A 22,409-nucleotide genomic window follows, 5' to 3' on the forward strand; every position below is an offset into this window, starting at 1 on the left:
CGCTGGGCTCTAGCATTCGACGATGGCCTTGACCACGCCCTGGGTCGGGTCCAGCAGTTTCTGGAAGCCGGTCGGCACATCGGCCAAGGCAAGGCGGTGGGTGTTCAATGCGGCGTCCGGTATCTTCCCGGCGCGCATGGCCTGCAGCACGGTTTCAAAATCCTCGGTGGTGGCGTTGCGGCTGCCCAGCAGCGTGGTCTCGCGCTTGTGGAATTCCGGGTCCGAAAAAGTGATGCTGGCGCCCACCACCGAGATCAGCACATAGGTGCCCGCATGGGCCACAAATTGGAAGCCGCGCTCCATGGCCTGGGGGTTGCCGGTGGCATCAAAGACCACGTCGAAAAACTCACCCTGGGTCAGTGCAGAGAGCTGCGTTTCGTCGTCCGGGCCGATCTGCACTACGGCCGGAATCGCCAGCTGCTTGGCGCAAAAATCCAGCCGGTCGCGCCGCGTATCCAGCGCCGTGACCACCGCACCGCGCAGCTGGGCGAAGATCATCGCCGCCATGCCGATGGGCCCGGCGCCGACCACCAGCACGCGCTGGCCCGCCTGCACCTGGCCGCGGCGCACCGCATGCGCGCCGATGGCCAGGAACTCGACCATCGCGGCCTGGTCCAGGGTCACACCCTCGGCCTTGTGCACAAAGGCCTGGGGCACGGTGAGGTATTCGGTAAAAGCGCCGTCGCGGTGCACACCCAGCACCTGGATGTTGACGCAGCAGTTGGTCTTGCCCTGGCGGCAGGCCACGCACTTTCCGCAGGACAGATAAGGCATGACGTAGACCGTGTCGCCGGCGGCCAGGTGGCTGCCGGCCGGCGCCTGCTCAACGATGCCCGACAGCTCGTGCCCCATCACCCGCGGGTAGCTCAGGAACGGCTGCTTGCCGGTAAAGATGTGCAGGTCGGTGCCGCACACGCCCACGCGCTTGACGCGCAGCAGCACCTCGTCTTCGCCGCGCAGCGGCATGGAACGGTCTTCGGCGCGCAGCGTGCCCGGGGTTTCGCAAATCACGGTCAGCATGGAAATCCTTCAGTTCGGTTCAGTTCGATGGAGCGCTTCAGCCGTGGAAGCGCTTGTAGATGGCGGTGAGGTTGCCGTTCTCGTTGTTCTTGGCGACCCAGTCGTTGATCCAGGCCTGCAGCTTGGTCTCGCCCTTGCGCATGCCTATGCCCAGGGGGAAGCTGTTCATCACGAACTTGGTTTCCACGCCCAGCGCGGGTGCCTTGTCGGCCACGGTCTTCACGATGGACGGCGAGGTGGCGAAGATCTCGACCTGGCCGCTGGCGATGGCGGTGACCAGGGTGGCGTCGTCGTCGAAACGCACGATCTGCGCCCCCTTGGCGCCTTCGGTGGCCAGGCGGTCGTTGGTGGTGCCGCGGGCCGTGGCCACGCGCTTGCCCGCCAGGTCGGCAAAGCCCTTGAGCGCCATGGCCTTGGGTGCAGCAACCACGGCCTGGATGTGCGCGTACGGGGTCGAGAAATCGATCACCTTCTCGCGCTCTGGCGTGACCGACAGCGAGGAGATCACCAGGTCGGCCTTGCCGGTCTGCAGGAACGGGATGCGGTTGGCGCCGGTGGTCTGCACGATCTCCAGTTCCACGCCCAGGTCCTTGGCCAGCAGGCGGGCGGTTTCCACGTCGGAGCCGGTGGGCTTCATCGCGCTGTCCATGGTGCCGAAGGGTGGCGACCCCACGTCGATGGCGACGCGCACCTTCTTGGCGGCGCGCACATCGTCCAGCAAGTCGGCCTGGGCCGCGCCGGCAAAAGCAGCCACGGCCGCAGCAGCCAGCAGGCCGCGCACAAAAATGGAACGTTGGATCATGGTTTTATCTCCTGGGGGGTTGTGGGGCGGAACGGGTAACACAGGCAGGGCTAGTACTGCGCCCCAGAAGTAACGAAACATGAAAGCGCGTCTTCGTCCCCATGGTGTCGTTGCAAACCTTGCGAAGGCGTACAGCCTTCGCTGCGGCTTGCGCCTAACCCTGAGAACGAATCCATCACTTTCATTTTGTTCCGCTACTTCTGGGGTGCAGTACTAAAGTCCACTGCCGACGAACTGGCGCAACTCTTCGGTTTGGGGGGCATCGAGCATGGAGCCCGGGCCTTGCTCCCAGACCTTGCCGCGGTGCATGAAGATGATTTCGTCGGCCACCTTGCGGGCGAAAGCCATCTCGTGGGTGACCAGGATCATGGTCATGCCGTCGGCGGCCAGCTTTTCCATCACGCGCAGCACCTCGCCGGTCAACTCGGGGTCGAGCGCCGAGGTCACTTCGTCGAACAGCATCAGCTGCGGCGCCATGGCCAGCGAGCGGGCAATCGCCACGCGCTGCTGCTGGCCGCCGGAGAGCTGCGAAGGGTAGGCATCGGCCTTCTCCGCCAGCCCGACCTGGGCCAGTACCTTGTGGGCGCGTTCGCGCAGCTCGGCCTTCGCGCCCTTGAGCACCAGGCGCGGCGCCAGCATGATGTTCTGCTCGACCGTCATGTGCGGGAACAGGTTGTAGCTCTGGAACACGATGCCCACATCGCGGCGCAGCTGCTGCAGGTCGAGCTTGGGCGAGGTGATGCTGTGGCCGCAGACTTCGATGCGGCCGCTGTCTACCGTCTCCAGCCGGTCGATGCAACGCAGCGCCGTGCTCTTGCCCGAGCCGCTGCGGCCGATGATGGCGACCACGCTGCCCTTGTTGACATTGAAAGACACGTCCTCCAGCACCCGCACGGCGCCGAAGCTTTTGGAGATCGACTCGACCTTAACGATGGGCAACATTGAATTTCCTCTCTAGGCGCCGGCTCCACACCGACAGGGGGTAGCACAGCGCGAAATACAGCGCGGCAATCAGCACAAAAATCACGAAGGGCTGGAAGGTGGCGTTGTTGATGACCTGGCCGGCGCGGGCCAGCTCGACAAAGCCGATGGCCGAAGCCAGCGAGGTGTTCTTGACGATCTGCACCATGAAGCCGACGGTCGGCGGCGTGGCGATCTTGATGGCCTGGGGCAGCACCACATGCACCAGCCGCTGGCGCCAGTTGAGCGCCAGGCATTCGGCGGCCTCGACCTGGGTGGCCGGCACCGACTGGATGCAGCCGCGCCAGATCTCGCCCAGGTAGGCCGAGACATAGACGCTCAGGCCCAGGCCGGCGGCGGTCAGCGGCTCGATGTTCAGGCCCATGGCGGGCAGGCCGAAGAAGGCCAGCGACAGCAGCACCAGCAGCGGTGTGCCCTGGACCAGCTTGATGTAGAGCATCGCCAGGTGGCGGCTGCCGCCGGGCCCGTAGACCCGGACGATGGCCACCAGAAAGCCCAGCAGGCCACCGCCCGCAAAGGCCATCAGCGACAGCAGCACCGTCCAGGCCAGGCCATGGAACAGAAACTGCAGCTGGGGAAGACTCAGGGATGTCATGTCAGCCCCTTCAGACGGTGGTGCCAAGGCGGCGCCGGCGCGGGAAGGCCACGTAGCTCGCGGCCCAGAACACCACCCGCATCAGCAGCGACAGCACCAGATAGGCCACGGCGACGATCAAATAGGTCTCCACCGAACGAAAGGTGTCCGACTGGACCCGGTTCGCCACGGCGGTTAGCTCCTCGGCAGAAATCTGCGAGGTGATGGACGAGGCCAGCATCAGCAGCACGTACTGGCTGGTCAGCGCCGGGTAGACCCGCTCGATGGCCGGCGGCAGCACCACATGGGTGAGGATCTGGGCGCGGCTCAGGCCCAGGCACTCCGCCGCCTCCAGCTGGCCGCGGGGGATCGAGTCGATGCCGGCGCGCACGATCTCCGAGGTGTAGGCGCCAACATTGATCACCAGCGCCGCCGTGGCCGCAGTGAACGCATCCACCTTCCAGCCCACCGAGGCCAGGCCGAAATAGACGATGAAGATCTGCACCAGCAGGGGCGTGTTGCGGATGGTCTCCACATACACGGCGCACAGCCGGGCCAGGCCGGCCGACTGCCCCATCCGCCCCAGGGCGCAAAAAATCCCCAGCAGAAAGCCGAACACCGTGGCCGCCAGCGACAGACCCAGCGTGGTGGCCGCGCCCGCCAGCAGGTCCGGCCAGTACGCCAGCGGAGCGCTGAAATCGAATGTGTACTGCATGTGTCTCCGTGCTGCCGTGGGGCAGGGTCTTGATTTTTGGTAAGGCCACTTTACCTAGAAATCAAAATTGGCCTTACCGTACTTACCCTAAAGCCTGAAAAAGCAGCAACCCTCGCGCCGGTAGCCCCATAAAATCCGCAGATGCAATGCTTGGTAAGGCCAATCCCGGCCCTGACCCCGCAGACACAGGAATACCGATGCTGGAACAACTCAAACAGGTGGACACCCGGCGGCTCTACCAACAGATTGCCGACCAGATCCGGGCCTTCATCCAGAAAGGCACCTACCCACCCGGCACCCGCCTGCCGCCAGAGCGCGACCTGGCGCAGCAGCTGGGCGTGTCCCGCCCTTCGGTGCGCGAAGCCCTGATCGCGCTGGAAATTGACGGCAGTGTGGAAGTGCGGATGGGCGCGGGCGTCTACGTGTGTGCGCCCTCAGCCCGCACGTCCCAGGCAACGGCGGCCATGGGCGAAAGCCCGAGCGAGCTGATGCAGGCGCGCGCGCTGCTGGAGGGCTCGGTGGCCATGCAGGTCTGCGCCCTGGCCACGCCCGAGACGCTGGCGCCGCTGCGCCAGGCACTGGAAGACATGCGCAGCGCCATCGCCCAGCAGCGCCCGCCGTTGGCGCACGACCGGCAGTTCCATCTGGCAATTGCCGCCTTGACCGGCAATGCGGTGCTGGTGCGGCTGGTGGGAGAGTTGTTTGACGAGCGCCACAGCCCGATCTCGGCGCAGCTGCGCGAGCATTCGGAAAGCAGCCAGACCTGGGCCGAGGCGCTACACGAGCACGAGGCCATCCTGCAGGCGCTGGAGCGCCGCGATGTGCTGGAAGCGCAAACCGCGATGCGCGCCCACCTCAAGGCATCGCAGCAGCGCTGGGTGGAAAACAGCCGGCGGGAATGGGCTTGAATACCCCTCAGCCCACCGGCACCGGGGCTTAGACGCCGCCGGGATTCGCGATCAACGCCACGCCAGCCGCGTCCTTGCCGCTGCCCAACAGGCCGGCACGGGTGTAGACGCCCAGCTTTTCGCGGGTGTCGGCGATGTCCAGATTGCGCATGGTCAGCTGGCCGATACGGTCGGCTGGCGTGAAGGCCGCGTCTTCCACCTTTTCCATCGACAGGCGCTCGGGCGCGTAGGTCAGGTTCGGGCTGCTGGTGTCCATGATGGAATAGTCGTTGCCGCGGCGCAGTTCCAAGGTCACTTCGCCGGTGATGGCGCGGGCGATCCAGCGCTGGGCGGTTTCGCGCAGCATCAGGGCTTGCGAGTCGAACCAGCGGCCTTGGTACAGCAGGCGGCCCAGGCGGCGGCCATTGCTGCGGTACTGCTCTATGGTGTCTTCGTTGTGGATGCCGGTGACCAGGCGCTCGTAGGCGATGTGCAGCAGCGCCATGCCGGGGGCTTCGTAGATGCCGCGGCTCTTGGCTTCGATGATGCGGTTCTCGATCTGGTCGCACATGCCCAGGCCGTGGCGGCCACCGATTTCATTGGCGGCATACATCAGGGCTACAGCGTCGGGGTAGGTCTGGCCGTTCAGGGCGACCGGCTGGCCTTCTTCAAAGCGCACGGTGACCGATTCGGCCTTGACCACGCAATCTTCGCGCCAGAACGGCACGCCCATGATGGGCTTGACGATGTGCATGCCGGCGTTCAGGAACTCCAGGTCCTTGGCTTCGTGGGTCGCGCCCAGGATGTTGGAGTCGGTCGAATAGGCCTTCTCGACGCTCATCTTGTAGTCGAAACCGTTGGCCACCAGGTACTCGCTCATCTCCTTGCGGCCGCCGAGTTCGTCGATGAACAGCTGGTCCAGCCAGGGCTTGTAGATGCGCAGCTCGGGGTTGCACAGCAGGCCGTAGCGGTAGAAGCGCTCGATGTCGTTGCCCTTGTAGGTGCTGCCGTCGCCCCAAATGTTCACGCCGTCGTCGCGCATCGCCACCACCAGCGCGGTGCCGGTGACAGCACGGCCCAGCGGCGTGGTGTTGAAGTAGGTGGCGCCACCGGTGCTGATGTGGAAGGCGCCGGACTGGATGGCGGCAATGCCCTCGGCCACCAGCTGCGGGCGGCAATCGACCAGGCGGGCCATTTCGGCGCCGTAGGCCAGGGCCTTGCGGGGAATTTCGTCGTAATCGGACTCGTCGGGCTGGCCCAGATTCGCGGTGTAGGCGCAGGGAATGGCGCCCTTGGCGCGCATCCAGTGCACGGCGGCGCTGGTGTCCAGCCCCCCCGAAAACGCGATGCCGACACGTTCGCCAGCGGGGAGTTTTTGCAAAATATTGGCAGCCATGGTGTTCTCTGTGTCAGTGCGAAACCTTCGATGTTAATTGACGCGGGGAAATCGCCTTGGGCGGGGCCCTCTTGCGGAATGGTCGCCGCGGGCATGAAGCACTACATAATTAATAGCTACCAGCGCTGATGCTTGTTGCACCAACTGCCAATTTAATGCCTAAACCATCGCGTGCTGGGGTTACGCACCCGGCCGCTCGGCAATGGGCGCATGCTGCTCCATCAGCCCCACGATCCAGTCGATGAACACCCGCAGCTTGCTGCTGACATGCCGATTCGGCGGAAACGCCAGGTACAGCGGCATAGGCTCCAGCTGCCAGCCCGCGAACAGCGGCAGCAGCTCGCCGCGCGCCAAATGCGGCTTGGCCATGTAGTCCGGCAGCCACAGCACGCCGACGCCGGCCAGTCCAGCCGCCAGGTAGGCATTGCCGTCGTCCACCGAGAACACGTAGCGGCCTTGCACCGTGAGGCTCTCGCCGTCGCGCTGCATGGCGTAGGGAAAGGTCTTGCCGCTGCGCACCCACAGGAAGCCGACCACACGGTGCTGCGTGTCCTCCAGCTCCCGCGGGTGCAGCGGTGTACCAGCCTGCGCCAGGTAGCTGGGTGCGGCGTACACGCCGAGCTGCAGGTCGCCAACGTGGCGGGCCACCAGCGACTGGTCGGTGAGTTCGCCGCCGCGCACCACGCAGTCCACGTTCTCGTCGATCATGTCCACCATGCGGTCGCTCACGCCCATGTCGATCTGGATGTCGGGGTACTGGGCGTGGAAGGCCGGCAATGCCGGCACCAACACCATGCGGGCCAGGGGGCTGGGCACATCCACCCGCAGCCGGCCCCGCGGCAAGGCGGTGGCGCTGGACAGGCTGGTCTCGGCATCGTCCACATCGGCCAGGATACGCAGCACACGCTCGTAATAAGCCGCACCATCGGCGGTGACGTTGACCTTGCGCGTGGTGCGGTTCAGCAGCCGCACGCGCAGCCGCGCCTCCAGCTGCTGCACCAGCTGCGTCACGCTGGTCTTGCCCATGTGCAGGGTCTCGGCCGCCTTGGTGAAGCTGCCGGTTTCCACCACCCGGGCGAAGGCCTGCATGGCATCGAAACGGTCCATCGCTGCTCCCCATACGTTGCCGATTGTTTGGATTTTACAAACAGTGATGGGTGGACTTGCCGGTTTATCCGCCAGCCGTGGCGCCCTAAAGTGGCTGCACCGTGAACCCCGGGGCGGCTGCGCCCCTTTGATGAAAGATATGTATGAGCCCACGTGACGTCGTTTTTCCCCCTGGCCGCCAGGCGCTGTATGAGCGCAACCGCTATTCGCCTGCGGTGCGCTCCAACGGCTTTTTGTTTGTCTCCGGCCAGGTCGGCAGCCGCGAAGACGGTTCGCCCGAGCCCGACCTGGAAGCACAGACCCGCCTAGCCTTCGACAACCTGAACGCCATCCTGCAAGCCGCCGGCTGCACTTTTGACGACGTGGTGGATGTCACCGTCTTCATCGTCGACCCGGCGTCGAAGTTCGAAACCATCTGGAAGGTGTTCCCCGACTACTGGGGCCAGGCGCCGCACCCGACACTGACCGGTGTCGGCGTGACCTGGCTGTATGGCTTCGACTTCGAGATCAAGGTGATTGCCAAGCTGCCGGAGAGCGACGAGGGCTGAATTAAGCGGCGGGACTGGAACGATGCGCGCCGATCAACTGCCACCGTTTTGGCCTGCCGTGACCAGACGATACCAAGAGTGGGTGGCAACGGAGTGCACTTCCGCCCGACATAAAAGCGCGTTCCCTTCAGCCCCAAGAGTTGAGCGTCCACCCTGGCGTGCAACCGGTTGCCGAAGCAATGGAAATAGTTTTCTGAAAAAGTCATTGATTCCTGCCCATTGCTGGGCGGTTAAAAACTGCTGAAGGAATCGCGATCTACGTCTTTTAAGCTGGACAGATCTCAGTGCATCAGAGGGAATGGGGCCCTTAATTTGCGATTGAGAATTGCGTAGGCATTTCCGAAATTTAGAAATTTCATTTCACTGGGGTATTCACCTAGAAAAAATAAGCAAAGCGTTCTTATCATTCTTGCACCCGGTTGCAAACACCCTAAAGTGCATCAATCGGTCTAGAAGAAGTGTCCTGCCTCCCATTCGGGGAGTGGTTCACACCGCAGTTGGTTTCGGCTAACAGTGGCTTCGTTCACTTAAAAACATTAGGAGCAAACATGAAACTCACACGCAAGATCGTTAAGTCCGCTGTTGCCGTTGCTGCATTGGCTTTTGGTGCTGCTTACGCGCAAAACATCGCTGTGGTTACCCATGGTCAAGCCAACGACGCCTTCTGGTCTGTCGTCAAGAACGGAGTCGAAGCCGCGGCCAAGGACGCTGGCGTCAAGGTTACCTACCGTGCGCCCGAGAGCTTTGACATGGTTGCCATGAGCCGGCTGATCGATGCAGCCGTGAACCAGAAACCCGATGGACTCGTGGTTTCCCTGCCTGACGCGTCCGCGCTTGGCCCAGCCATTCAACGCGCAGTGAAAGCCGGCATCCCCGTCATCACCATCAACTCGGGCCTGGAGTCTTCCAAGAAGCTGGGCGCTGTGCTGCACGTTGGGCAGTCGGAATACGACGCAGGCAAGTCAGCCGGTGAAAAACTCAAGGCCATGGGCGGCAAAAATGGCATCTGCGTGAACCAGGAAGTCGGCAATGTTTCGCTAGATCTCCGTTGCAAGGGCTTTGCGGACGGCTTTGGCGGCAAGTCCAAGGTGGTTCCTACCGGCAATGACCCGACCGAAGTGCGCTCAAAGGTCAAGGCAGCGTTGGATTCTGATACATCGATTGACACCATCATGGCCTTGGGCGCATCCACCGCGGGTGAGCCTGCGCTGGCAGCAGCCAAAGAATCAGGACGTCTGGCCAAAATCAATGTCGCAACCTTTGACTTGTCAGCGGGTTTCCTGAAGGCGATTGCGGCCAAGGAAGCTGCTTTCGCAATCGACCAACAACAGTTCCTGCAGGGCTATCTGCCGGTGAGCTTCCTGGCTCTGCACGCCAAATTTGGACTGATTCCCGGCGGCAACGTGCCGTCCGGCCCCAACCTGATTACGTCTGAAAAGGCGGCACAGGTGATTGATCTCTCCGCCAAAGGCATTCGCTAAGCCTTAGACCCCGTGAGACCCGGAGGCGCTGCAGCAGCAGTTCTCTGGGTCCCGAAGTCCATCTCTTCCCTGAAGGCTATATGAACTCCCCAGCTTTAAAGAAGACCGACGACCGCCTAAAGCACACGTCTATCTTTTCGCAACTTATGAGGCGCCCCGAACTGGGCGCCGTGGCCGGCCTGATTCTGGTAACAGTGTTCTTCATGGCCACCGCCGATGCGGTGATGTTTAACCTCGCTGGCCTGGTCAACTTCCTGACCCCAGCAGCCCAGCTCGGAATTCTGGCCCTGGGTGCCGCCTTGCTGATGATTGGCGGCGAATTTGACCTGTCCATCGGATCGATGATTGCCTTTGGCGGCTTGATCTTTTCGGCTGCTATCGTGGTCTTCCAGCTTCCGCTGATCGTGGCCGTTCTGCTGACTTTGCTGGTAGCCGGTTCAATCGGCGCCTTGAATGCATGGATTGTCCTGAGCACGGCCTTACCCAGCTTCATCGTGACACTGGCTTCGCTTTTCATCTTGCGGGGATTGAGCCTGGTGGGCCTGAAATGGGCAACCGGTGGTTCTACCCAACTGCGCGGCGTGACCGAAGCAGTTGAGGGCAGTGCCTTGCTGGGGTTCTTTAGCGGCAAGGCCTTTGAAGGTGTATTCACGACCATGGGTGAGCATGGCCTGATCCCCAAATTTCCGAATGGCGAAGCCATGATTACAGGCATCCCGGTGGAAATTGTTTGGTTCGTGGCGCTCACGGCACTGGCAACCTGGGTGCTGTTGCGCACACCTCTGGGTAATTGGATATTCGCTTCAGGTGGTGATCCCATCGCTGCCAAAAACTCCGGTGTGCCCGTGCGCAATGTCAAGATTGGATTGTTTGTACTGGCGGCACTATGTGCAGGTTTGGTAGCCATCATCACAGTGCTGGACAGCGGATCCACGGATGCCCGGCGTGGATTTCAGAAGGAGTTTGAAGCCATCATCGCAGCGGTAATTGGCGGCTGCTTGTTGACCGGCGGATACGGCTCTGCAGTGGGCGCCTTCCTGGGCTCCATCATCTTCGGCATGGTCATGATCGGCCTGACCTACACCCGCATTGACCAGGACTGGTACCTGGTGTTTCTTGGCGCGATGCTGCTGGTAGCGGTGCTATTCAACAACATCATCCGCAAGCGCGTGACCGGGGAGCGTTGAAATGACAAATACACAACATCCTTTGGTTGAAATGCGGGGCATAGAAAAGCATTTCGGCAACGTTATTGCGCTTTCAGGCGTTTCCTTCAGTGTCAACGCGGGGGAATGCCACTGTCTGCTGGGAGACAACGGTGCGGGCAAGTCCACTTTCATCAAGACCATGTCCGGCGTGCATGCGCCCTCGCGTGGAACCATGCTGGTCAATGGAAGCGAGGTCGTGCTGCGGAGTCCACGTGAAGCCATGAATGCAGGCATTGCCACTGTGTTCCAAGACTTGGCCATGATTCCGTTGATGTCCGTCACGCGCAACTTCTTCATGGGACGTGAGCCGACCAAAGGCTGGGGACCATTCAAGTGCTTCGACGTCAAGCGCGCCAACGAGGTCACCATGGCCGAAATGCAGCGTATGGGCATACGTCTGCGAGAACCCGACCAGGCGGTCGGCACCTTGTCCGGTGGCGAGCGTCAATGCGTGGCGATTGCCCGCGCGGTCTACTTTGGTGCCAAGGTTCTGATATTGGACGAGCCGACCTCTGCATTGGGGGTACGCCAGACCGCCAACGTGCTAGCCACGATTGATCGGGTGCGCAAGCTGGGTGTGGGCGTCATCTTCATCACCCATAACGTGCGTCACGCCATGGCCGTGGGCAACCGTTTCACTGTGCTGAATCGGGGTACGACCCTGGGCACGGCTGCACGCGGCGACATCACGGCCGAGCAGCTACAGGACCTGATGGCGGGCGGGCAGGAACTTGCCACGCTGGAAGGCTCACTGGGCGGCACCGTCTGATAGATCAACAAGAGAAATACAACCCAAGCCACCAGGGTCAACGATGGTCGCGTAGTGGAATCAAAACTTATGAATCAAGCTTTTCAACTTGCAGCCTGCGCCGAAATGCTCTGGCGCGACAAACCCATGGAGTGGCGTGTCAAACGCCTCACCGAGCTGGGCTTCCAGGTGGGCCTGTGGAACTGGCCCGACCATGATCTGGTCATGCTGGAGAAATCGGGCGCGACCTTCTCCATCATGAATGGCTATCTGCGCGGGCGTCTTACGGACGATGAGGGGGCGGCTGAACTGCTGCGCACGGCACGCGAAACTGCGCAGGTCGGCAAGCGCTTGGGCGTGGCACGGCTGAACCTGCACGGCACAGGCTTGGGCGAGGGCGGTTTGCCCGTCACTCCCTGCGAAGTCATCACTGGCTCCATGTGGCTGAAGGCCCGCGACACCCTGGCCCGCATTGCCGATATGGCGGATGAGGAAGGCGTTACCTTCACGCTGGAGAACCTCAATCTGCCAGTGGACCACCCCGGTGCTCCCTTCGGGCGGGCAGAGGACACACTGGCATTGGTCTCAGCCGTGAACCATCCACGCCTGCGCCTCAATCTGGATCTGTACCACGCGCAAATCGGCGAAGGCAACTTGATCGAACTGTGCCGCAGCTGCCTGCCCTGGATTGGCGAGGTGCAAGTGGCGGATGTACCTGGTCGCATGGAGCCCGGCACCGGCGAAATCAACTACGCCGGCGTTGCCCGCGCACTGTTCGCCATGGGCTACCGCGGCCCCGTCGGCATGGAGGCTTTTGCCTCCGGTGATCCGGAAGCGGCTCTGCAGGCATTCAAGTCGGCCTTCACGTTGTAGTCCACACCCTTAACGCTTCTATTTCCCTTCAACACAGTCATTTTCAGGAGTTACCCATGATTAAAGTTGGTCTGCTTGGCGCCGGTCGTATCGGCAAGGTTCACGCCAAGAGCATCGTTGCCGATTCGCGCAGCCAGTTGGTTGCCGTATCGGATGTCAATGAAGAAGCGGCACGCCAACTGGCTGCAACTTGCGGTGCCACTGCCAAGTCTTCGCAAGAAATTCTTGCGGACAGCAGCATCGATGCCGTTCTGATTGCAACGTCCACCGACACCCATTCCGGATTCATCGAAGCGGCTGTTGCGGCGGGCAAAGCCGTGCTGTGCGAAAAGCCGGTAGACCTGAATCTGGAGCGCGCGCTGGCCTGCCAGGCCATCGCTGCCAAGGCGGGCCGTCCGGTCATGGTTGGCTTTAACCGCCGCTTTGACCCTAACTTTGCGGCACTCAAACGCGCTTTTGATGCCGGTGAAATTGGCAAGGGCGAGTTGCTGTCGGTGACATCGTTTGACCCCTCCCCTCCGCCCGTAAGCTACATCAACGTTTCCGGCGGGCTGTTTCGGGATATGGCCATCCATGATTTCGATATGGCGTGCTGGATTTTTGGTGGTGCGCCCGCATCGGTGACCGCCATCGGATCCAGCATCGTGGATCCCGCCATTGGCGCCGCAGGGGACGTGGACACCGCTGTCATCACGCTGCATTTTGCAGATGGCCGTATTGCAGTCATCAAGAATAGCCGCCGAGCTGTGTATGGCTACGACCAACGGGTAGAGCTACTGGGTGCTACCGGGCTGCTGTCCGCTGGGAATGTGCTGGAAAACACAGTGGCCAAGATCACAACCGCAGGCGCACTCAGCGCCAAGCCTGAATACTTCTTCCTCGAACGCTACATGAAAGCCTATGAGGCAGAGTGGCGTGCCTTCGTCGACGCAGTGGAAGCGGGCTCCAACTATCCCGTTACTCTGCAAGACGGCGTAAATGCCCTGGCCGTGGCAGAGGCAGCAACGCTGTCCTGGAAAACGGGCCGGACAGTGCAGCTCAAGGACGGACGTCCTGTCGCAGCCTGAGCTTGCTGATTAACGCTGCATCTCTTTACAAATCTACCAAGGGGTGCGGCGATGCGATGCACGAATCACCAGCGTACCGGGGGCCATCAGAGACGGGCGGCCGACCATTTCCGGGTCGACGATGCGGAGGATAGCCTCCCCCACCAGATATTCGATGGGCTGGCGAAACGTCGTCAGTTGGTAGCTCGGCGCGTTGGCCAGTTCGATGTCATCAAAGCCAACGATGGCAATCTTATTTTGCGCGTTGCTAAGAACCAAAGCGTCCATCGCGCCAATTGCCAGGATGTCGTTTTCGCAGAAGATCGCTTCCAGGCGGCCGGCCCTGGGTGTGGCCTCCATGTAGCGAAGCAAGGCCTGCATTCCTTCTTCACGCCGGTAATGGGCGGCTTCCATCACGGTCGCCAGGTCAATTCCTCTTTCTTTCAATCGATCGCGAAATCCTTCCAAGCGCCGCAGTTCGGTCCGCTCCGACAGCGGACCGGCCATGTAGCCAATCCGGCTGTACCCCTGCGCAAGAAACAGATCCGCAATCTCGGCGCCAGCGGCATAACCGTCCGTACTTACGTAAGGAATGTCGGCCTCGCCACTGTTGCGAAGAATGACGACCAGTGGAATGTGCTTGACCTGCTGAGCGAACTGGATCAGCTCGTGTTTGAGCGTGGTGCCCAGAAAGATAATGCCGTCGACCTGAAATTGGTCGGCCAAGCGCAGCGCGGTGGCGGGACTGTATTCGGGACTGATATTGAGCAACAAGGTGCTGTAGCCCTTGGCCTGCAACTGGCGGGTGGTCACATCCAGGGTGCGCAACTGGTTCGGATTGCCGAGTTCATCCACCACCAGGGCAATCAGTTGCGTGCTTCGCGTCGAGAGGCTGCGGGCCAGCAGGTTGGGGGTGTACCCCATCTCTGCGGCGATTTCCCGGACCGTTTTTTTGACGTCCGGCGCTATCGAAGCGCCATCGGTAAAAGCCCGCGAAACCGTCCACTTGGAAACACCTGCTCGCTCAGCCACGTCCTTGGCAGTGACCTTTTTACCCTGCGGTTCGCGTACAGATTTAGAAGTTTCCAAAAGGATTTTTGATTTCATATGCATGCGCTAACAAGAGAGAACCAGCTATGCAACCGGTTGCACTTCACGAAGGATACAGCACAGGTGACGCTTGCACATCCAAATTGCGGGCAGGCGCAAAGCGGATGCAAGACGGAGCTTCGAAAGAACGCAAACAGGGTTCGGAGCTCCTCAGCGTAATCCATAGAGACAGAGAGCGATTGAGTCCGAAGATGCGAAGTCTGGCGGATTTCTGCTTAAAAAATGCGCATGCATTGCATCGCATGCGCATTCGGGAATTAGCCCACCAGACCGACAACATTGAGGCGTCGGTGGTGAGATTCGCAAAGCGGTATGGCTACGAAGGCTTCAAAGATTTCAAACTGGCGTTTTTGCAAGAACCCATGCCAAGCTCCCCATCTACGCACGATGTACATATGCAACGCAGACCGCAGGGAATGCATGCCGCACTGTGGGAGTTGGATGTCGCATCCTCCGGCGCGCTTGCCCTGAAAGACCTGGTGGCGACCCCCTCATTTCAGCAAGCTTTGCGCTGGACCAGGGCGGCCAGCCTCATTGGGCTACTCGCACGATCGGCTGATGACCACCCCATCGCCATGCATCTTGAGTCGCTTTTAAATCGCCTGAACAGACCCACCGTGGTTCTCAGTGAAAAGCAGTATTTGCAAGGTGAATTCACTGCAGCGGTGGACGTCCTGTTTGACATCGATATCGGGCTGGACGGCAGATCGGCGGATCACGACAAGGTGTTGCCCACTGCGATGACGAAATTTGTGCGCATCACGGCCTTGCCATCCTCCGCTTTTTCAAGCCATGTCATGTCACATTTGGGGCTTTTCTCCTATGCGACTTGTCCAGAGCACCTGGCGCTTGCAAGCATCGCATTGACAAATGCTCTGTGCGCATCCTTGCTTGAGTAGCAGGCGGGGAAGCTTTTGCGGGGGACAGCTGCCGCTGCATTGCATGCCATGGCCGACCGCGATAGCCCTAGCCGCCTGTGGTGGTGCGTGGCTGGTGCGCCAGGGCCAGCTCTGAACCGACCTATATGCCCTGGGTCCGTTGTCAATGCCCCGCCAGCACCTGCTCCAGCTCCGAAAACGTCTGCGCCATCGCTGTCAACGGTAACTGCTGGCCCAGCTGGCGCTCGACCTGGGTTTGCGACACCAGGCCGCGGATGCGCGGGGCGCGGTCAGCGGTGTCGGAGTCGATCACCAGCAGATGCGGACGGCCGCGCTGGGTCAGCGTGGCGACCACCTCGGCCACCGTGGCGCGCTGCAGCGCGGCGAAGGTGATGGCGTCGATGTCGGCCAGCGGGGTCATCACATCGGCGGCGGTCAGGTCCTGGTGCTTGACCTGGCGCTGGTGCACCAGGCGCATGGGCTTGTCGCCGGCGATGTCGGCAGCGGTCAGGATGCCGTCCACCGACGGCATGTCGGACACCACGAACAGCAGGCGCACGCCCTGGTAGATCATCTTCAGCTCGGCCTGGTCCAGCGAGGTTTGTGGCTGCACCGTGGCGGCGCGGATCTGTGCCAGGTCGGTAAACACCGCCATGGCCGGCGAATCCAGGGTCACCGGGCCATGCTGCGGCGGCTGGACCTGGACGATGTGCGTGCCTGCGGGGAAGCGGAAGGTGGGGAGGGAGCCGTCTGACATGGTTGCCTTTCAAAGCCGCACCCTGGACCCCGAACCGGGGCCAGTCGCAAGGGGTGCAAACCGGTGCTGCGACGGTTTCGGTTATAGGCCTGCCCCACCCGGGCCACAAGCGGCTTTACTAGGGTTAACCCTGACTTTACCGGCGCTTTGCAATCCACCCGAAAAACACTGGTTTTTGCCGCTCCGGCGCGTCGCATACGGCCGGATCGGGTAGATTCAATGCCCTACCCGACCACCCGCTCGACTCCGCACCATGACCACCTCCGCCTGGCTCCTGTTCATCACCATTTCCCTGGTGACCGCCTTCACCCCCGGCCCTGCCGTGCTGCTGGCGATGTCCAACACCATGGCCTGGGGCCTGCGCAAGACGCTGCTCGGCAGCTCGGTGGGCAGCGCGATCGGGGTGTTTGTGGTGTCCGGCATTGCCATGGCGGGGCTGGGCACCTTGCTGCATACCTCGGCCTGGTTGTTTGCGGGGCTGAAGACTGCGGGCGCGCTGTACCTGATGTACCTGGGCTACCGCCAGTGGACCAACCCCGGCTCGGTGTTCAGCAAGGCCGCCCAGGCTGAGGCGCAGCCAGACAAATCCCGCTTGGCGCTGGCCCGCCAGGGCCTGCTGGTGTCGCTGACCAACCCCAAGAGCATTTTGTTCTTCACCGCGCTGTTTCCGCAGTTCCTGCACCTGGACGCGCCCATGCTGCCGCAGTTCCTGGAACTGACCAGCGTGTTCACCGCCTGCGCCTTGACTTCGCACCTGGTGTATTCGCTGCTGGCCACGCGCTTGCAGGGCTGGTTCTCCACCCAAAGCCGGGCCCGGCTGTTCAACCGCGTGACTGGCGGTGCCTTCGGCCTGCTGGGTCTGGGCCTGCTGCGGCTCAAAAACCCGAACTGACCCGAACCCAACCAAACTGATGGCCGCACCGCGCAACGCCACCGGCGACTCGTTTTTTGCCTGGGATGGCGATGTGCTGATCGTCAACATCCTGGGCAAGCCCTCGGCCTGCTGCGATGCCATCGCCAAGCCCATGGGCACGCAGCTGAAGGTCAGCGTCACCGCCACGCCGAAGAATGGCAAGGCGACCGACCACATGGTGCGCTTCCTGGCGCCGCTGTTTGGCGTGGCGGTGGCCGATATCGAGGTGGTATTCGGCCAGGAAAGCATCCACAAGCAGCTGCGCATCAAGGCGCCGAAGAAGCTGCCGCCGGTGTTCACCAGCCCCTGAGCTGGAACTTTGCCACCTGCCAACCGCTCCCACCCGGCATACTCTGGCCCCACCATGCTGCACCGCTTTCTATACGCTCTGTTTTTAATAGCTGCCAGCGCAGCATCCATAAGCGCCAGCGCCCAAAACACCCCTAAATCGGTAGTCACCACGCCGCAGGTGCGCGCCGAGCTGCTGGCGCATGCGCCGCAGGGCGTGGTGCCCGGCCAGCCGGTGTGGGTAGGGCTGCAAATCACCCACCAGCCCGAATGGCATACCTACTGGAAGAACTCCGGCGACTCCGGCCTGCCGACCGTGCTGCAGTGGACTCTGCCAGCCGGCGTGACGGCGGGCGACATCGCCTGGCCGCTGCCGCGCAAGATCCCCATCGGCAACCTGGCCAACTACGGCTACGAGGGCACGGTGCTGCTGCCGGTGCCGCTGAGCATCTCGCCCGACTTCAAGCCCTCCCTGCTGGCCAGCGAGCTGGAGGTCAAGCTGCACGCAGTCTGGCTGGTCTGCCGCAAGGAATGCATTCCTGAAGAGGGCGACTTCACACTCAAAGTGCCGGTAAAGAGCACCACGGCCCTCAACGGCGCAGCCTTCGACGCCAGCCTGGCCGCGCAACCGCAGCCGCTGGCGGCGCGCAGCAAGATCGAGGTGCAGGGCGCTGAACTGCAGCTCACGGTGGCCGACCTGCCTGCGGCCTTGCGCGGCAAGACCCTGGAGCTGTTCCCGGAAACCCCGGAAATCACCGCCCCCGCGGTCGACATCCGCCAAAGCTGGACCGGCCCGACCTGGACCGCCACCGCCACGCTGACCGCCATGCGCAGCCAAAGCCCTGCACAGATGCCCCTGGTGCTGGTGGCCGAGCAGGACGGGCAACGCCAGGGCTACCGCACCGAAGCGGATGTGCGAGGCAGCTGGCCGCAGGCGGTGGCCGCGCCCACCATTACCCCGGCGCTGGAGGCGGCGCTGCGGGCCAACAGCTCAGCCGCCCAGATCCCCGCCGCGCCCAGCCTCAGCTGGGCCGCAGCCCTGCTCGGCGCGCTGCTGGGCGGGCTGATCCTGAACCTGATGCCCTGCGTGTTCCCGGTACTGGCCATCAAGCTGATGGGCTTTGCCCAGCATGCGGGTGACCGCCGCGCCCACCGCGTCGATGGCCTGGCCTATAGCGCGGGCGCCATCGCGTCCTTTCTGGCGCTGGGCGCGCTGATGCTGGGCCTGCGCGCCGCCGGAGAGCAACTGGGCTGGGGCTTCCAGCTGCAGTCGCCAGTGGTAGTGGCGGCGCTGGCCGTGCTGTTCACCGTGGTCGGGCTGAACCTGGCGGGGCTGTTCGAGTTCGGCCAGTTCCTGCCCAGCCGCCTGGCCACGCTGCAGGCGCGCAACCCGGCGCTGAACGCGTTCTTGTCCGGCGTGCTGGCGGTGGCCGTGGCCTCGCCGTGTACCGCGCCCTTCATGGGGGCTTCGCTGGGCCTGGCCGTCGGCCTGCCGGCCGCACAGGCGCTGCCGATCTTCGCGGTGATGGGCCTGGGCATGGCCCTGCCCTACCTGGCGGCCAGCCTGAGCCCCGGCCTGGCCCGGCTGCTGCCGCGGCCCGGCGCCTGGATGGCGACCTTCCGCCAGCTGATGGCGTTCCCGATGTTCGCCACGGTCGCCTGGCTGGTCTGGGTGCTGGGCCAGCAGAGCGGCATTGACGGGGCCGGCAGCCTGCTGGTGCTGCTGGTAGCGGTGGCAGCCGTGCTGTGGGCGCTGGGGCTGGCAGGGCGCACGCGGCTCGTGGCTGCTACACTTTCGATAGCTGCCATCGTAGGTGTTATCAGCGCTGCAGGCCCAAATATCATCAAAAATGCACCACCAGCCAACGCGGTGGCCGCTGGCGAACGCTGGCAGCCCTGGGAGCCGGGACGGGTCGAGCAGACCCTGGCCACCGGCCAGCCGGTGATGGTGGACTTCACAGCCGCCTGGTGCGTGACCTGCCAGTACAACAAGAAGACCACGCTGTCGAACACCGCCGTGCTGGCCGACCTGGATGCGAAAAACGTGCAGCTGCTGCGCGCCGACTGGACCCGGCGCGACCCGGCCATCACCGCCGCGCTGGGCCAGTTGGGCCGCAATGGCGTGCCGGTGTACGTGCTGTACAAGGCCGGCAGCGCGCCGCAGGTGCTGTCTGAAGTATTGAACGTGGACGACCTGCGGGCGGCTATCGCCAAGCTGTAGTAAATAGACGGCACCCCCACTGACAGCCAGGTTCATCGAAGCCTGCTATCTTTGCAGGCAACCAAAGGAGTATCGCCATGCCAGCCCCTACGCCCCATGCGTTTGCCAGCACCCTGCAAAGTTTCAGCACCCCCAGCGGTGCTTCCGGCCAGTACTGGTCCCTGCCCCTGCTGGCCCAGCAATACCCGACCATCCAGCGCCTGCCGGTATCGATACGCATCGTGCTCGAATCGGTGCTGCGCAATTGCGACGGCAAGAAGGTGGCGCCCCAGCATGTGGAGCAGCTCGCGCACTGGCTGCCGAATGCCGAGCGCACCGAAGAGATCCCCTTCGTCGTGACCCGCGTGGTGTTGCAGGACTTCACCGGCATCCCGCTGCTGGCCGACCTGGCCGCCATGCGCAGCGTGGCCGCTGCACTGGGCAAGAGCCCCAAAACCATCGAGCCGCTGGTGCCAGTGGACCTGGTGGTTGACCACTCGGTGATGGTCGACTACTACGGCACGCCCCAGGCGCTGGACCTGAACATGCGGCTGGAGTTCCAGCGCAACTACGAGCGCTACCAGTTCATGCAATGGGGCATGCAGGCCTTTGACACCTTCCGCGTGGTGCCGCCCGGCTTCGGCATCGTGCACCAGGTCAACTTGGAATACTTTGCGCGCGGCGTCTACAAGAGCCCGCAAGATCAGAGCGCCAGCCCGGTGTACTACCCGGATTCGCTGGTCGGCACCGACAGCCACACCACCATGATCAACGGCGTCGGCGTGGTCGGCTGGGGCGTGGGCGGCATCGAGGCCGAGGCGGCCATGCTGGGCCAGCCGGTCTACATGCTGACCCCCGACGTGGTGGGCTTCGAGCTGACCGGCACGCTGCGCGAGGGCGTGACCGCCACCGACCTGGTGCTGTTTGTGACCAACATCCTGCGCGCCGAAAAGGTGGTGGGCAAGTTCGTCGAATTCTTCGGCCCCGGCGCGGCGTCCATCCCGGTGCCGGACCGCGCCACCATCGGCAATATGGCGCCCGAGTACGGTGCCACCATGGGCTTCTTCCCGGTGGACGACAAGACCATTGCCTACTTCCGCAGTACCGGTCGCACCGCCGAGGAGATCGAGCGTTTCGAGGCCTATTACAAGGCCCAGGGCTTGTTCGGCATGCCCAACCCCGGCGACATCGACTACACCAAGACCGTGCGCCTCGACCTGGCTAGCGTCACGCCCAGCGTGGCCGGCCCCAAGCGTCCGCAGGACCGCATCGACCTGGGCAAGCTGGCCAGCACCTTTGCCGACCTGTACAGCAAGCCCAACGAGGCCAATGGCTTCAACCAGCCGGCCAGCACCCTGGCGGTGCGGCACCCGCTGCCGTCGGCCGGCGACACCACCATCGGCAACGGCGACGTACTGATTGCCGCCATCACCTCCTGCACCAATACCTCCAACCCCAGCGTGATGCTGGCCGCTGGCCTGCTGGCCAAGAAGGCGGTGGAGGCCGGCCTGGCGGTGCAGCCGCACATCAAGACATCGCTGGCGCCGGGCTCGCGCATCGTCACCGAATATTTGCAGAAAGCCGGCCTGCTGACCTATCTGGAGCAGTTGGGCTTTTACCTGGCCGGCTATGGCTGCACCACCTGCATCGGCAATGCGGGAGACCTGTCGCCCGAGATCAACGCCGCCATCAGCAGCAACCAGCTGGTCTGCGCGGCCGTGCTGTCGGGCAACCGCAACTTCGAGGCGCGCATCCATCCGAACCTGAAGGCCAACTTCCTGGCCTCACCGCCGCTGGTCGTGGCCTATGCGATTGCCGGCAATGTGATGAACGACCTCACCACCCAGCCGCTGGGCAAGGGCACGAACGGCAAGCCGGTGTTCCTGGCCGACATCTGGCCCAGCATGGCCGAGATCGACGAGAACCTGGCCTATGCGATGGACGCGCAGGCCTTCCGCAGCAACTACGACAAGGTGAAGACCGAGCCCGGCGAGCTGTGGAGCAATATCCACGGCACCACCGGCCAGGTCTACGACTGGCCTGCCTCCACCTACATCGCCGAGCCGCCGTTCTTCGGCAACTTCCATCTACAGCCGGCGGCAGCGAATCCGGGCTTTACTGGTGCGCGCACCATGGCGCTGTTCGGCGACTCCATCACCACAGACCACATTTCGCCGGCCGGCTCGATCGCCGAGAAATCGCCGGCCGGGCAATGGCTGCTGGCCAACGGCGTGCCCAAGGCCGACTTCAACAGCTATGGCTCGCGCCGCGGCAACCACGATGTAATGGTGCGCGGCACCTTTGCCAATGTGCGCATCAAGAACCTGATGCTGCCGCTGGACGCCAACGGCTCGCAGGAAGAAGGCGGCCTCACGCTATACCACCCGCGCCAGGGTGCAGCCGAGAAGATGCCCATCTATGACGCAGCGCAAAAATACATGGCCGATGGCGTGCCCACAGTGGTGTTCGGCGGCGAGGAATACGGCACCGGCTCGTCGCGCGACTGGGCGGCCAAGGGCACGCAGCTGCTGGGCATCAAGGCCGTGGTGGCGCGCAGCTTCGAGCGCATCCACCGCGCCAACCTGGTCGGCATGGGTGTGCTGCCGCTGCAGTTTCTGGGCACCGAAAGCTGGCAAAGCCTGGGCCTGCGCGGCGACGAAACCATAGACGTGGTGGTGGGTGGCGCCCTGCAGCCGCAGATGGACGTGGCCCTGGTAGTGCACCGGGTGGACGGCAGCTACCAGCAAATCACTGTACGCCTGCGCATCGACACGCCCATCGAGGTCGACTACTACCAGCATGGCGGCATCCTGCCGTTTGTGCTGCGCCAGCTGCTGGCGGAATAAGCCCGAGGCCTGCGGGGCAGGCCCTGCTTAA

Annotated in this window: 21 protein-coding genes; 12 read left to right on the forward strand and 9 right to left on the reverse strand. The window is 63.0% G+C overall.

Translation table 11 applies throughout. The features are described from left to right. Positions 1–9: 9 nt before the first annotated feature. The 5 genes from J2X19_RS21520 to J2X19_RS21540 all read right to left on the reverse strand — a co-directional run bounded on the left by J2X19_RS21520 (position 10) and on the right by J2X19_RS21540 (position 4,092). The gene (locus tag J2X19_RS21520; protein WP_116606884.1) at positions 10–1,020 is read right to left on the reverse strand and encodes a zinc-binding alcohol dehydrogenase family protein; all 1,011 of its coding nucleotides are present in this window, start codon (positions 1,018–1,020) and stop codon (positions 10–12) included. A 37-nt stretch (positions 1,021–1,057) separates the two neighbouring features. Further along, a complete protein-coding gene (locus tag J2X19_RS21525; protein ID WP_116606883.1) occupies positions 1,058–1,822 on the reverse strand; it encodes a transporter substrate-binding domain-containing protein in 765 nt (254 codons plus the stop codon). A 213-nt stretch (positions 1,823–2,035) separates the two neighbouring features. Next, the gene (locus J2X19_RS21530; protein WP_310376386.1) at positions 2,036–2,764 is read right to left on the reverse strand and encodes an amino acid ABC transporter ATP-binding protein; all 729 of its coding nucleotides are present in this window, start codon (positions 2,762–2,764) and stop codon (positions 2,036–2,038) included. Then, complete coding sequence (locus tag J2X19_RS21535; protein ID WP_116606881.1) at positions 2,748–3,398, reverse strand: amino acid ABC transporter permease; 651 nt, start codon at positions 3,396–3,398, stop codon at positions 2,748–2,750. Before J2X19_RS21535 ends, J2X19_RS21530 begins: the two co-directional genes overlap by 17 nt. A gap of 10 nt (positions 3,399–3,408) precedes the next feature. After that, on the reverse strand, positions 3,409–4,092 hold the full coding sequence (locus J2X19_RS21540) for an amino acid ABC transporter permease (RefSeq protein WP_310376389.1): 684 nt from the start codon (positions 4,090–4,092) through the stop codon (positions 3,409–3,411). A 197-nt stretch (positions 4,093–4,289) separates the two neighbouring features. Between J2X19_RS21540 and J2X19_RS21545 the strand changes: the two genes are divergently transcribed. After that, positions 4,290–5,000 carry a FadR/GntR family transcriptional regulator gene (locus tag J2X19_RS21545; protein WP_116606879.1) on the forward strand — a complete coding sequence of 237 codons (711 nt, stop codon included), beginning with the start codon at positions 4,290–4,292 and terminating at the stop codon, positions 4,998–5,000. A gap of 28 nt (positions 5,001–5,028) precedes the next feature. Here the strand turns inward: J2X19_RS21545 and argG are convergent, their stop codons facing one another. Then, the gene (gene argG / locus J2X19_RS21550; protein WP_116606878.1) at positions 5,029–6,375 is read right to left on the reverse strand and encodes an argininosuccinate synthase; all 1,347 of its coding nucleotides are present in this window, start codon (positions 6,373–6,375) and stop codon (positions 5,029–5,031) included. Positions 6,376–6,555: 180 nt separating this feature from the next. Next, positions 6,556–7,482 carry a LysR family transcriptional regulator gene (locus J2X19_RS21555; RefSeq protein WP_310376391.1) on the reverse strand — a complete coding sequence of 309 codons (927 nt, stop codon included), beginning with the start codon at positions 7,480–7,482 and terminating at the stop codon, positions 6,556–6,558. A 143-nt stretch (positions 7,483–7,625) separates the two neighbouring features. Here J2X19_RS21555 and J2X19_RS21560 point away from each other — a divergent pair, with 143 nt between their 5' ends. From J2X19_RS21560 to iolG, 6 genes are all read left to right on the forward strand, one after another. Beyond that, positions 7,626–8,030: a RidA family protein gene (locus tag J2X19_RS21560; RefSeq protein WP_310376393.1), complete on the forward strand. Its 405-nt coding sequence runs from the start codon at positions 7,626–7,628 to the stop codon at positions 8,028–8,030. Between the two features lie 548 nt (positions 8,031–8,578). Then, positions 8,579–9,511 carry a sugar ABC transporter substrate-binding protein gene (locus tag J2X19_RS21565; protein ID WP_310376395.1) on the forward strand — a complete coding sequence of 311 codons (933 nt, stop codon included), beginning with the start codon at positions 8,579–8,581 and terminating at the stop codon, positions 9,509–9,511. Positions 9,512–9,591: 80 nt separating this feature from the next. After that, the gene (locus J2X19_RS21570; protein WP_310376397.1) at positions 9,592–10,698 is read left to right on the forward strand and encodes an ABC transporter permease; all 1,107 of its coding nucleotides are present in this window, start codon (positions 9,592–9,594) and stop codon (positions 10,696–10,698) included. Position 10,699: 1 nt separating this feature from the next. Next, entirely contained in the window at positions 10,700–11,488 is a 789-nt protein-coding gene (locus J2X19_RS21575) for an ATP-binding cassette domain-containing protein (RefSeq protein WP_310376399.1), read from the forward strand. Positions 11,489–11,557: 69 nt separating this feature from the next. Continuing rightward, positions 11,558–12,340, forward strand: a complete 783-nt coding sequence (locus J2X19_RS21580) for a TIM barrel protein (RefSeq protein ID WP_310376401.1) — start codon at positions 11,558–11,560, stop codon at positions 12,338–12,340. A gap of 56 nt (positions 12,341–12,396) precedes the next feature. Then, the gene (gene iolG, locus J2X19_RS21585) at positions 12,397–13,407 is read left to right on the forward strand and encodes an inositol 2-dehydrogenase (RefSeq protein ID WP_310376402.1); all 1,011 of its coding nucleotides are present in this window, start codon (positions 12,397–12,399) and stop codon (positions 13,405–13,407) included. Positions 13,408–13,440: 33 nt separating this feature from the next. Here the strand turns inward: iolG and J2X19_RS21590 are convergent, their stop codons facing one another. Further along, positions 13,441–14,493 carry a LacI family DNA-binding transcriptional regulator gene (locus J2X19_RS21590; protein WP_310376404.1) on the reverse strand — a complete coding sequence of 351 codons (1,053 nt, stop codon included), beginning with the start codon at positions 14,491–14,493 and terminating at the stop codon, positions 13,441–13,443. A 29-nt stretch (positions 14,494–14,522) separates the two neighbouring features. Between J2X19_RS21590 and J2X19_RS21595 the strand changes: the two genes are divergently transcribed. After that, on the forward strand, positions 14,523–15,395 hold the full coding sequence (locus J2X19_RS21595; protein ID WP_310376408.1) for a MurR/RpiR family transcriptional regulator: 873 nt from the start codon (positions 14,523–14,525) through the stop codon (positions 15,393–15,395). Positions 15,396–15,537: 142 nt separating this feature from the next. Here J2X19_RS21595 and J2X19_RS21600 read toward each other — a convergent pair whose 3' ends face one another. Next, complete coding sequence (locus tag J2X19_RS21600; RefSeq protein ID WP_165830840.1) at positions 15,538–16,131, reverse strand: CBS domain-containing protein; 594 nt, start codon at positions 16,129–16,131, stop codon at positions 15,538–15,540. A gap of 253 nt (positions 16,132–16,384) precedes the next feature. On the opposite strand from J2X19_RS21600, the gene J2X19_RS21605 reads away from it, so the two are divergent. From J2X19_RS21605 to acnA, 4 genes are all read left to right on the forward strand, one after another. Next, complete coding sequence (locus J2X19_RS21605; protein WP_116606862.1) at positions 16,385–17,023, forward strand: LysE family translocator; 639 nt, start codon at positions 16,385–16,387, stop codon at positions 17,021–17,023. A gap of 19 nt (positions 17,024–17,042) precedes the next feature. Further along, a complete protein-coding gene (locus J2X19_RS21610) occupies positions 17,043–17,354 on the forward strand; it encodes a DUF167 domain-containing protein (RefSeq protein WP_116606861.1) in 312 nt (103 codons plus the stop codon). Positions 17,355–17,408: 54 nt separating this feature from the next. Beyond that, positions 17,409–19,553, forward strand: a complete 2,145-nt coding sequence (locus J2X19_RS21615) for a protein-disulfide reductase DsbD family protein (RefSeq protein ID WP_310376413.1) — start codon at positions 17,409–17,411, stop codon at positions 19,551–19,553. A gap of 77 nt (positions 19,554–19,630) precedes the next feature. Then, positions 19,631–22,378: an aconitate hydratase AcnA gene (gene acnA, locus J2X19_RS21620; protein WP_116606860.1), complete on the forward strand. Its 2,748-nt coding sequence runs from the start codon at positions 19,631–19,633 to the stop codon at positions 22,376–22,378. Positions 22,379–22,409 lie beyond the last annotated feature (31 nt).

This window comes from Rhodoferax ferrireducens (assembly GCF_031458075.1).
Lineage (GTDB): Bacteria > Pseudomonadota > Gammaproteobacteria > Burkholderiales > Burkholderiaceae_C > Rhodoferax_B > Rhodoferax_B ferrireducens_A.

Excerpts from the sequence above, each read along its gene's own strand:
- J2X19_RS21520 (WP_116606884.1), bottom strand. The coding sequence starts at position 1,020 with ATGCTGACCGTGATTTGCGAAACCCCGGGCACGCTGCGCGCCGAAGAC.
- J2X19_RS21525 (WP_116606883.1), bottom strand. The coding sequence starts at position 1,822 with ATGATCCAACGTTCCATTTTTGTGCGCGGCCTGCTGGCTGCTGCGGCC.
- J2X19_RS21530 (WP_310376386.1), bottom strand. The coding sequence starts at position 2,764 with ATGTTGCCCATCGTTAAGGTCGAGTCGATCTCCAAAAGCTTCGGCGCC.
- J2X19_RS21535 (WP_116606881.1), bottom strand. The coding sequence starts at position 3,398 with ATGACATCCCTGAGTCTTCCCCAGCTGCAGTTTCTGTTCCATGGCCTG.
- J2X19_RS21540 (WP_310376389.1), bottom strand. The coding sequence starts at position 4,092 with ATGCAGTACACATTCGATTTCAGCGCTCCGCTGGCGTACTGGCCGGAC.
- J2X19_RS21545 (WP_116606879.1), top strand. The coding sequence starts at position 4,290 with ATGCTGGAACAACTCAAACAGGTGGACACCCGGCGGCTCTACCAACAG.
- argG (WP_116606878.1), bottom strand. The coding sequence starts at position 6,375 with ATGGCTGCCAATATTTTGCAAAAACTCCCCGCTGGCGAACGTGTCGGC.
- J2X19_RS21555 (WP_310376391.1), bottom strand. The coding sequence starts at position 7,482 with ATGGACCGTTTCGATGCCATGCAGGCCTTCGCCCGGGTGGTGGAAACC.
- J2X19_RS21560 (WP_310376393.1), top strand. The coding sequence starts at position 7,626 with ATGAGCCCACGTGACGTCGTTTTTCCCCCTGGCCGCCAGGCGCTGTAT.
- J2X19_RS21565 (WP_310376395.1), top strand. The coding sequence starts at position 8,579 with ATGAAACTCACACGCAAGATCGTTAAGTCCGCTGTTGCCGTTGCTGCA.
- J2X19_RS21570 (WP_310376397.1), top strand. The coding sequence starts at position 9,592 with ATGAACTCCCCAGCTTTAAAGAAGACCGACGACCGCCTAAAGCACACG.
- J2X19_RS21575 (WP_310376399.1), top strand. The coding sequence starts at position 10,700 with ATGACAAATACACAACATCCTTTGGTTGAAATGCGGGGCATAGAAAAG.
- J2X19_RS21580 (WP_310376401.1), top strand. The coding sequence starts at position 11,558 with ATGAATCAAGCTTTTCAACTTGCAGCCTGCGCCGAAATGCTCTGGCGC.
- iolG (WP_310376402.1), top strand. The coding sequence starts at position 12,397 with ATGATTAAAGTTGGTCTGCTTGGCGCCGGTCGTATCGGCAAGGTTCAC.
- J2X19_RS21590 (WP_310376404.1), bottom strand. The coding sequence starts at position 14,493 with ATGAAATCAAAAATCCTTTTGGAAACTTCTAAATCTGTACGCGAACCG.
- J2X19_RS21595 (WP_310376408.1), top strand. The coding sequence starts at position 14,523 with ATGCAACCGGTTGCACTTCACGAAGGATACAGCACAGGTGACGCTTGC.
- J2X19_RS21600 (WP_165830840.1), bottom strand. The coding sequence starts at position 16,131 with ATGTCAGACGGCTCCCTCCCCACCTTCCGCTTCCCCGCAGGCACGCAC.
- J2X19_RS21605 (WP_116606862.1), top strand. The coding sequence starts at position 16,385 with ATGACCACCTCCGCCTGGCTCCTGTTCATCACCATTTCCCTGGTGACC.
- J2X19_RS21610 (WP_116606861.1), top strand. The coding sequence starts at position 17,043 with ATGGCCGCACCGCGCAACGCCACCGGCGACTCGTTTTTTGCCTGGGAT.
- J2X19_RS21615 (WP_310376413.1), top strand. The coding sequence starts at position 17,409 with ATGCTGCACCGCTTTCTATACGCTCTGTTTTTAATAGCTGCCAGCGCA.
- acnA (WP_116606860.1), top strand. The coding sequence starts at position 19,631 with ATGCCAGCCCCTACGCCCCATGCGTTTGCCAGCACCCTGCAAAGTTTC.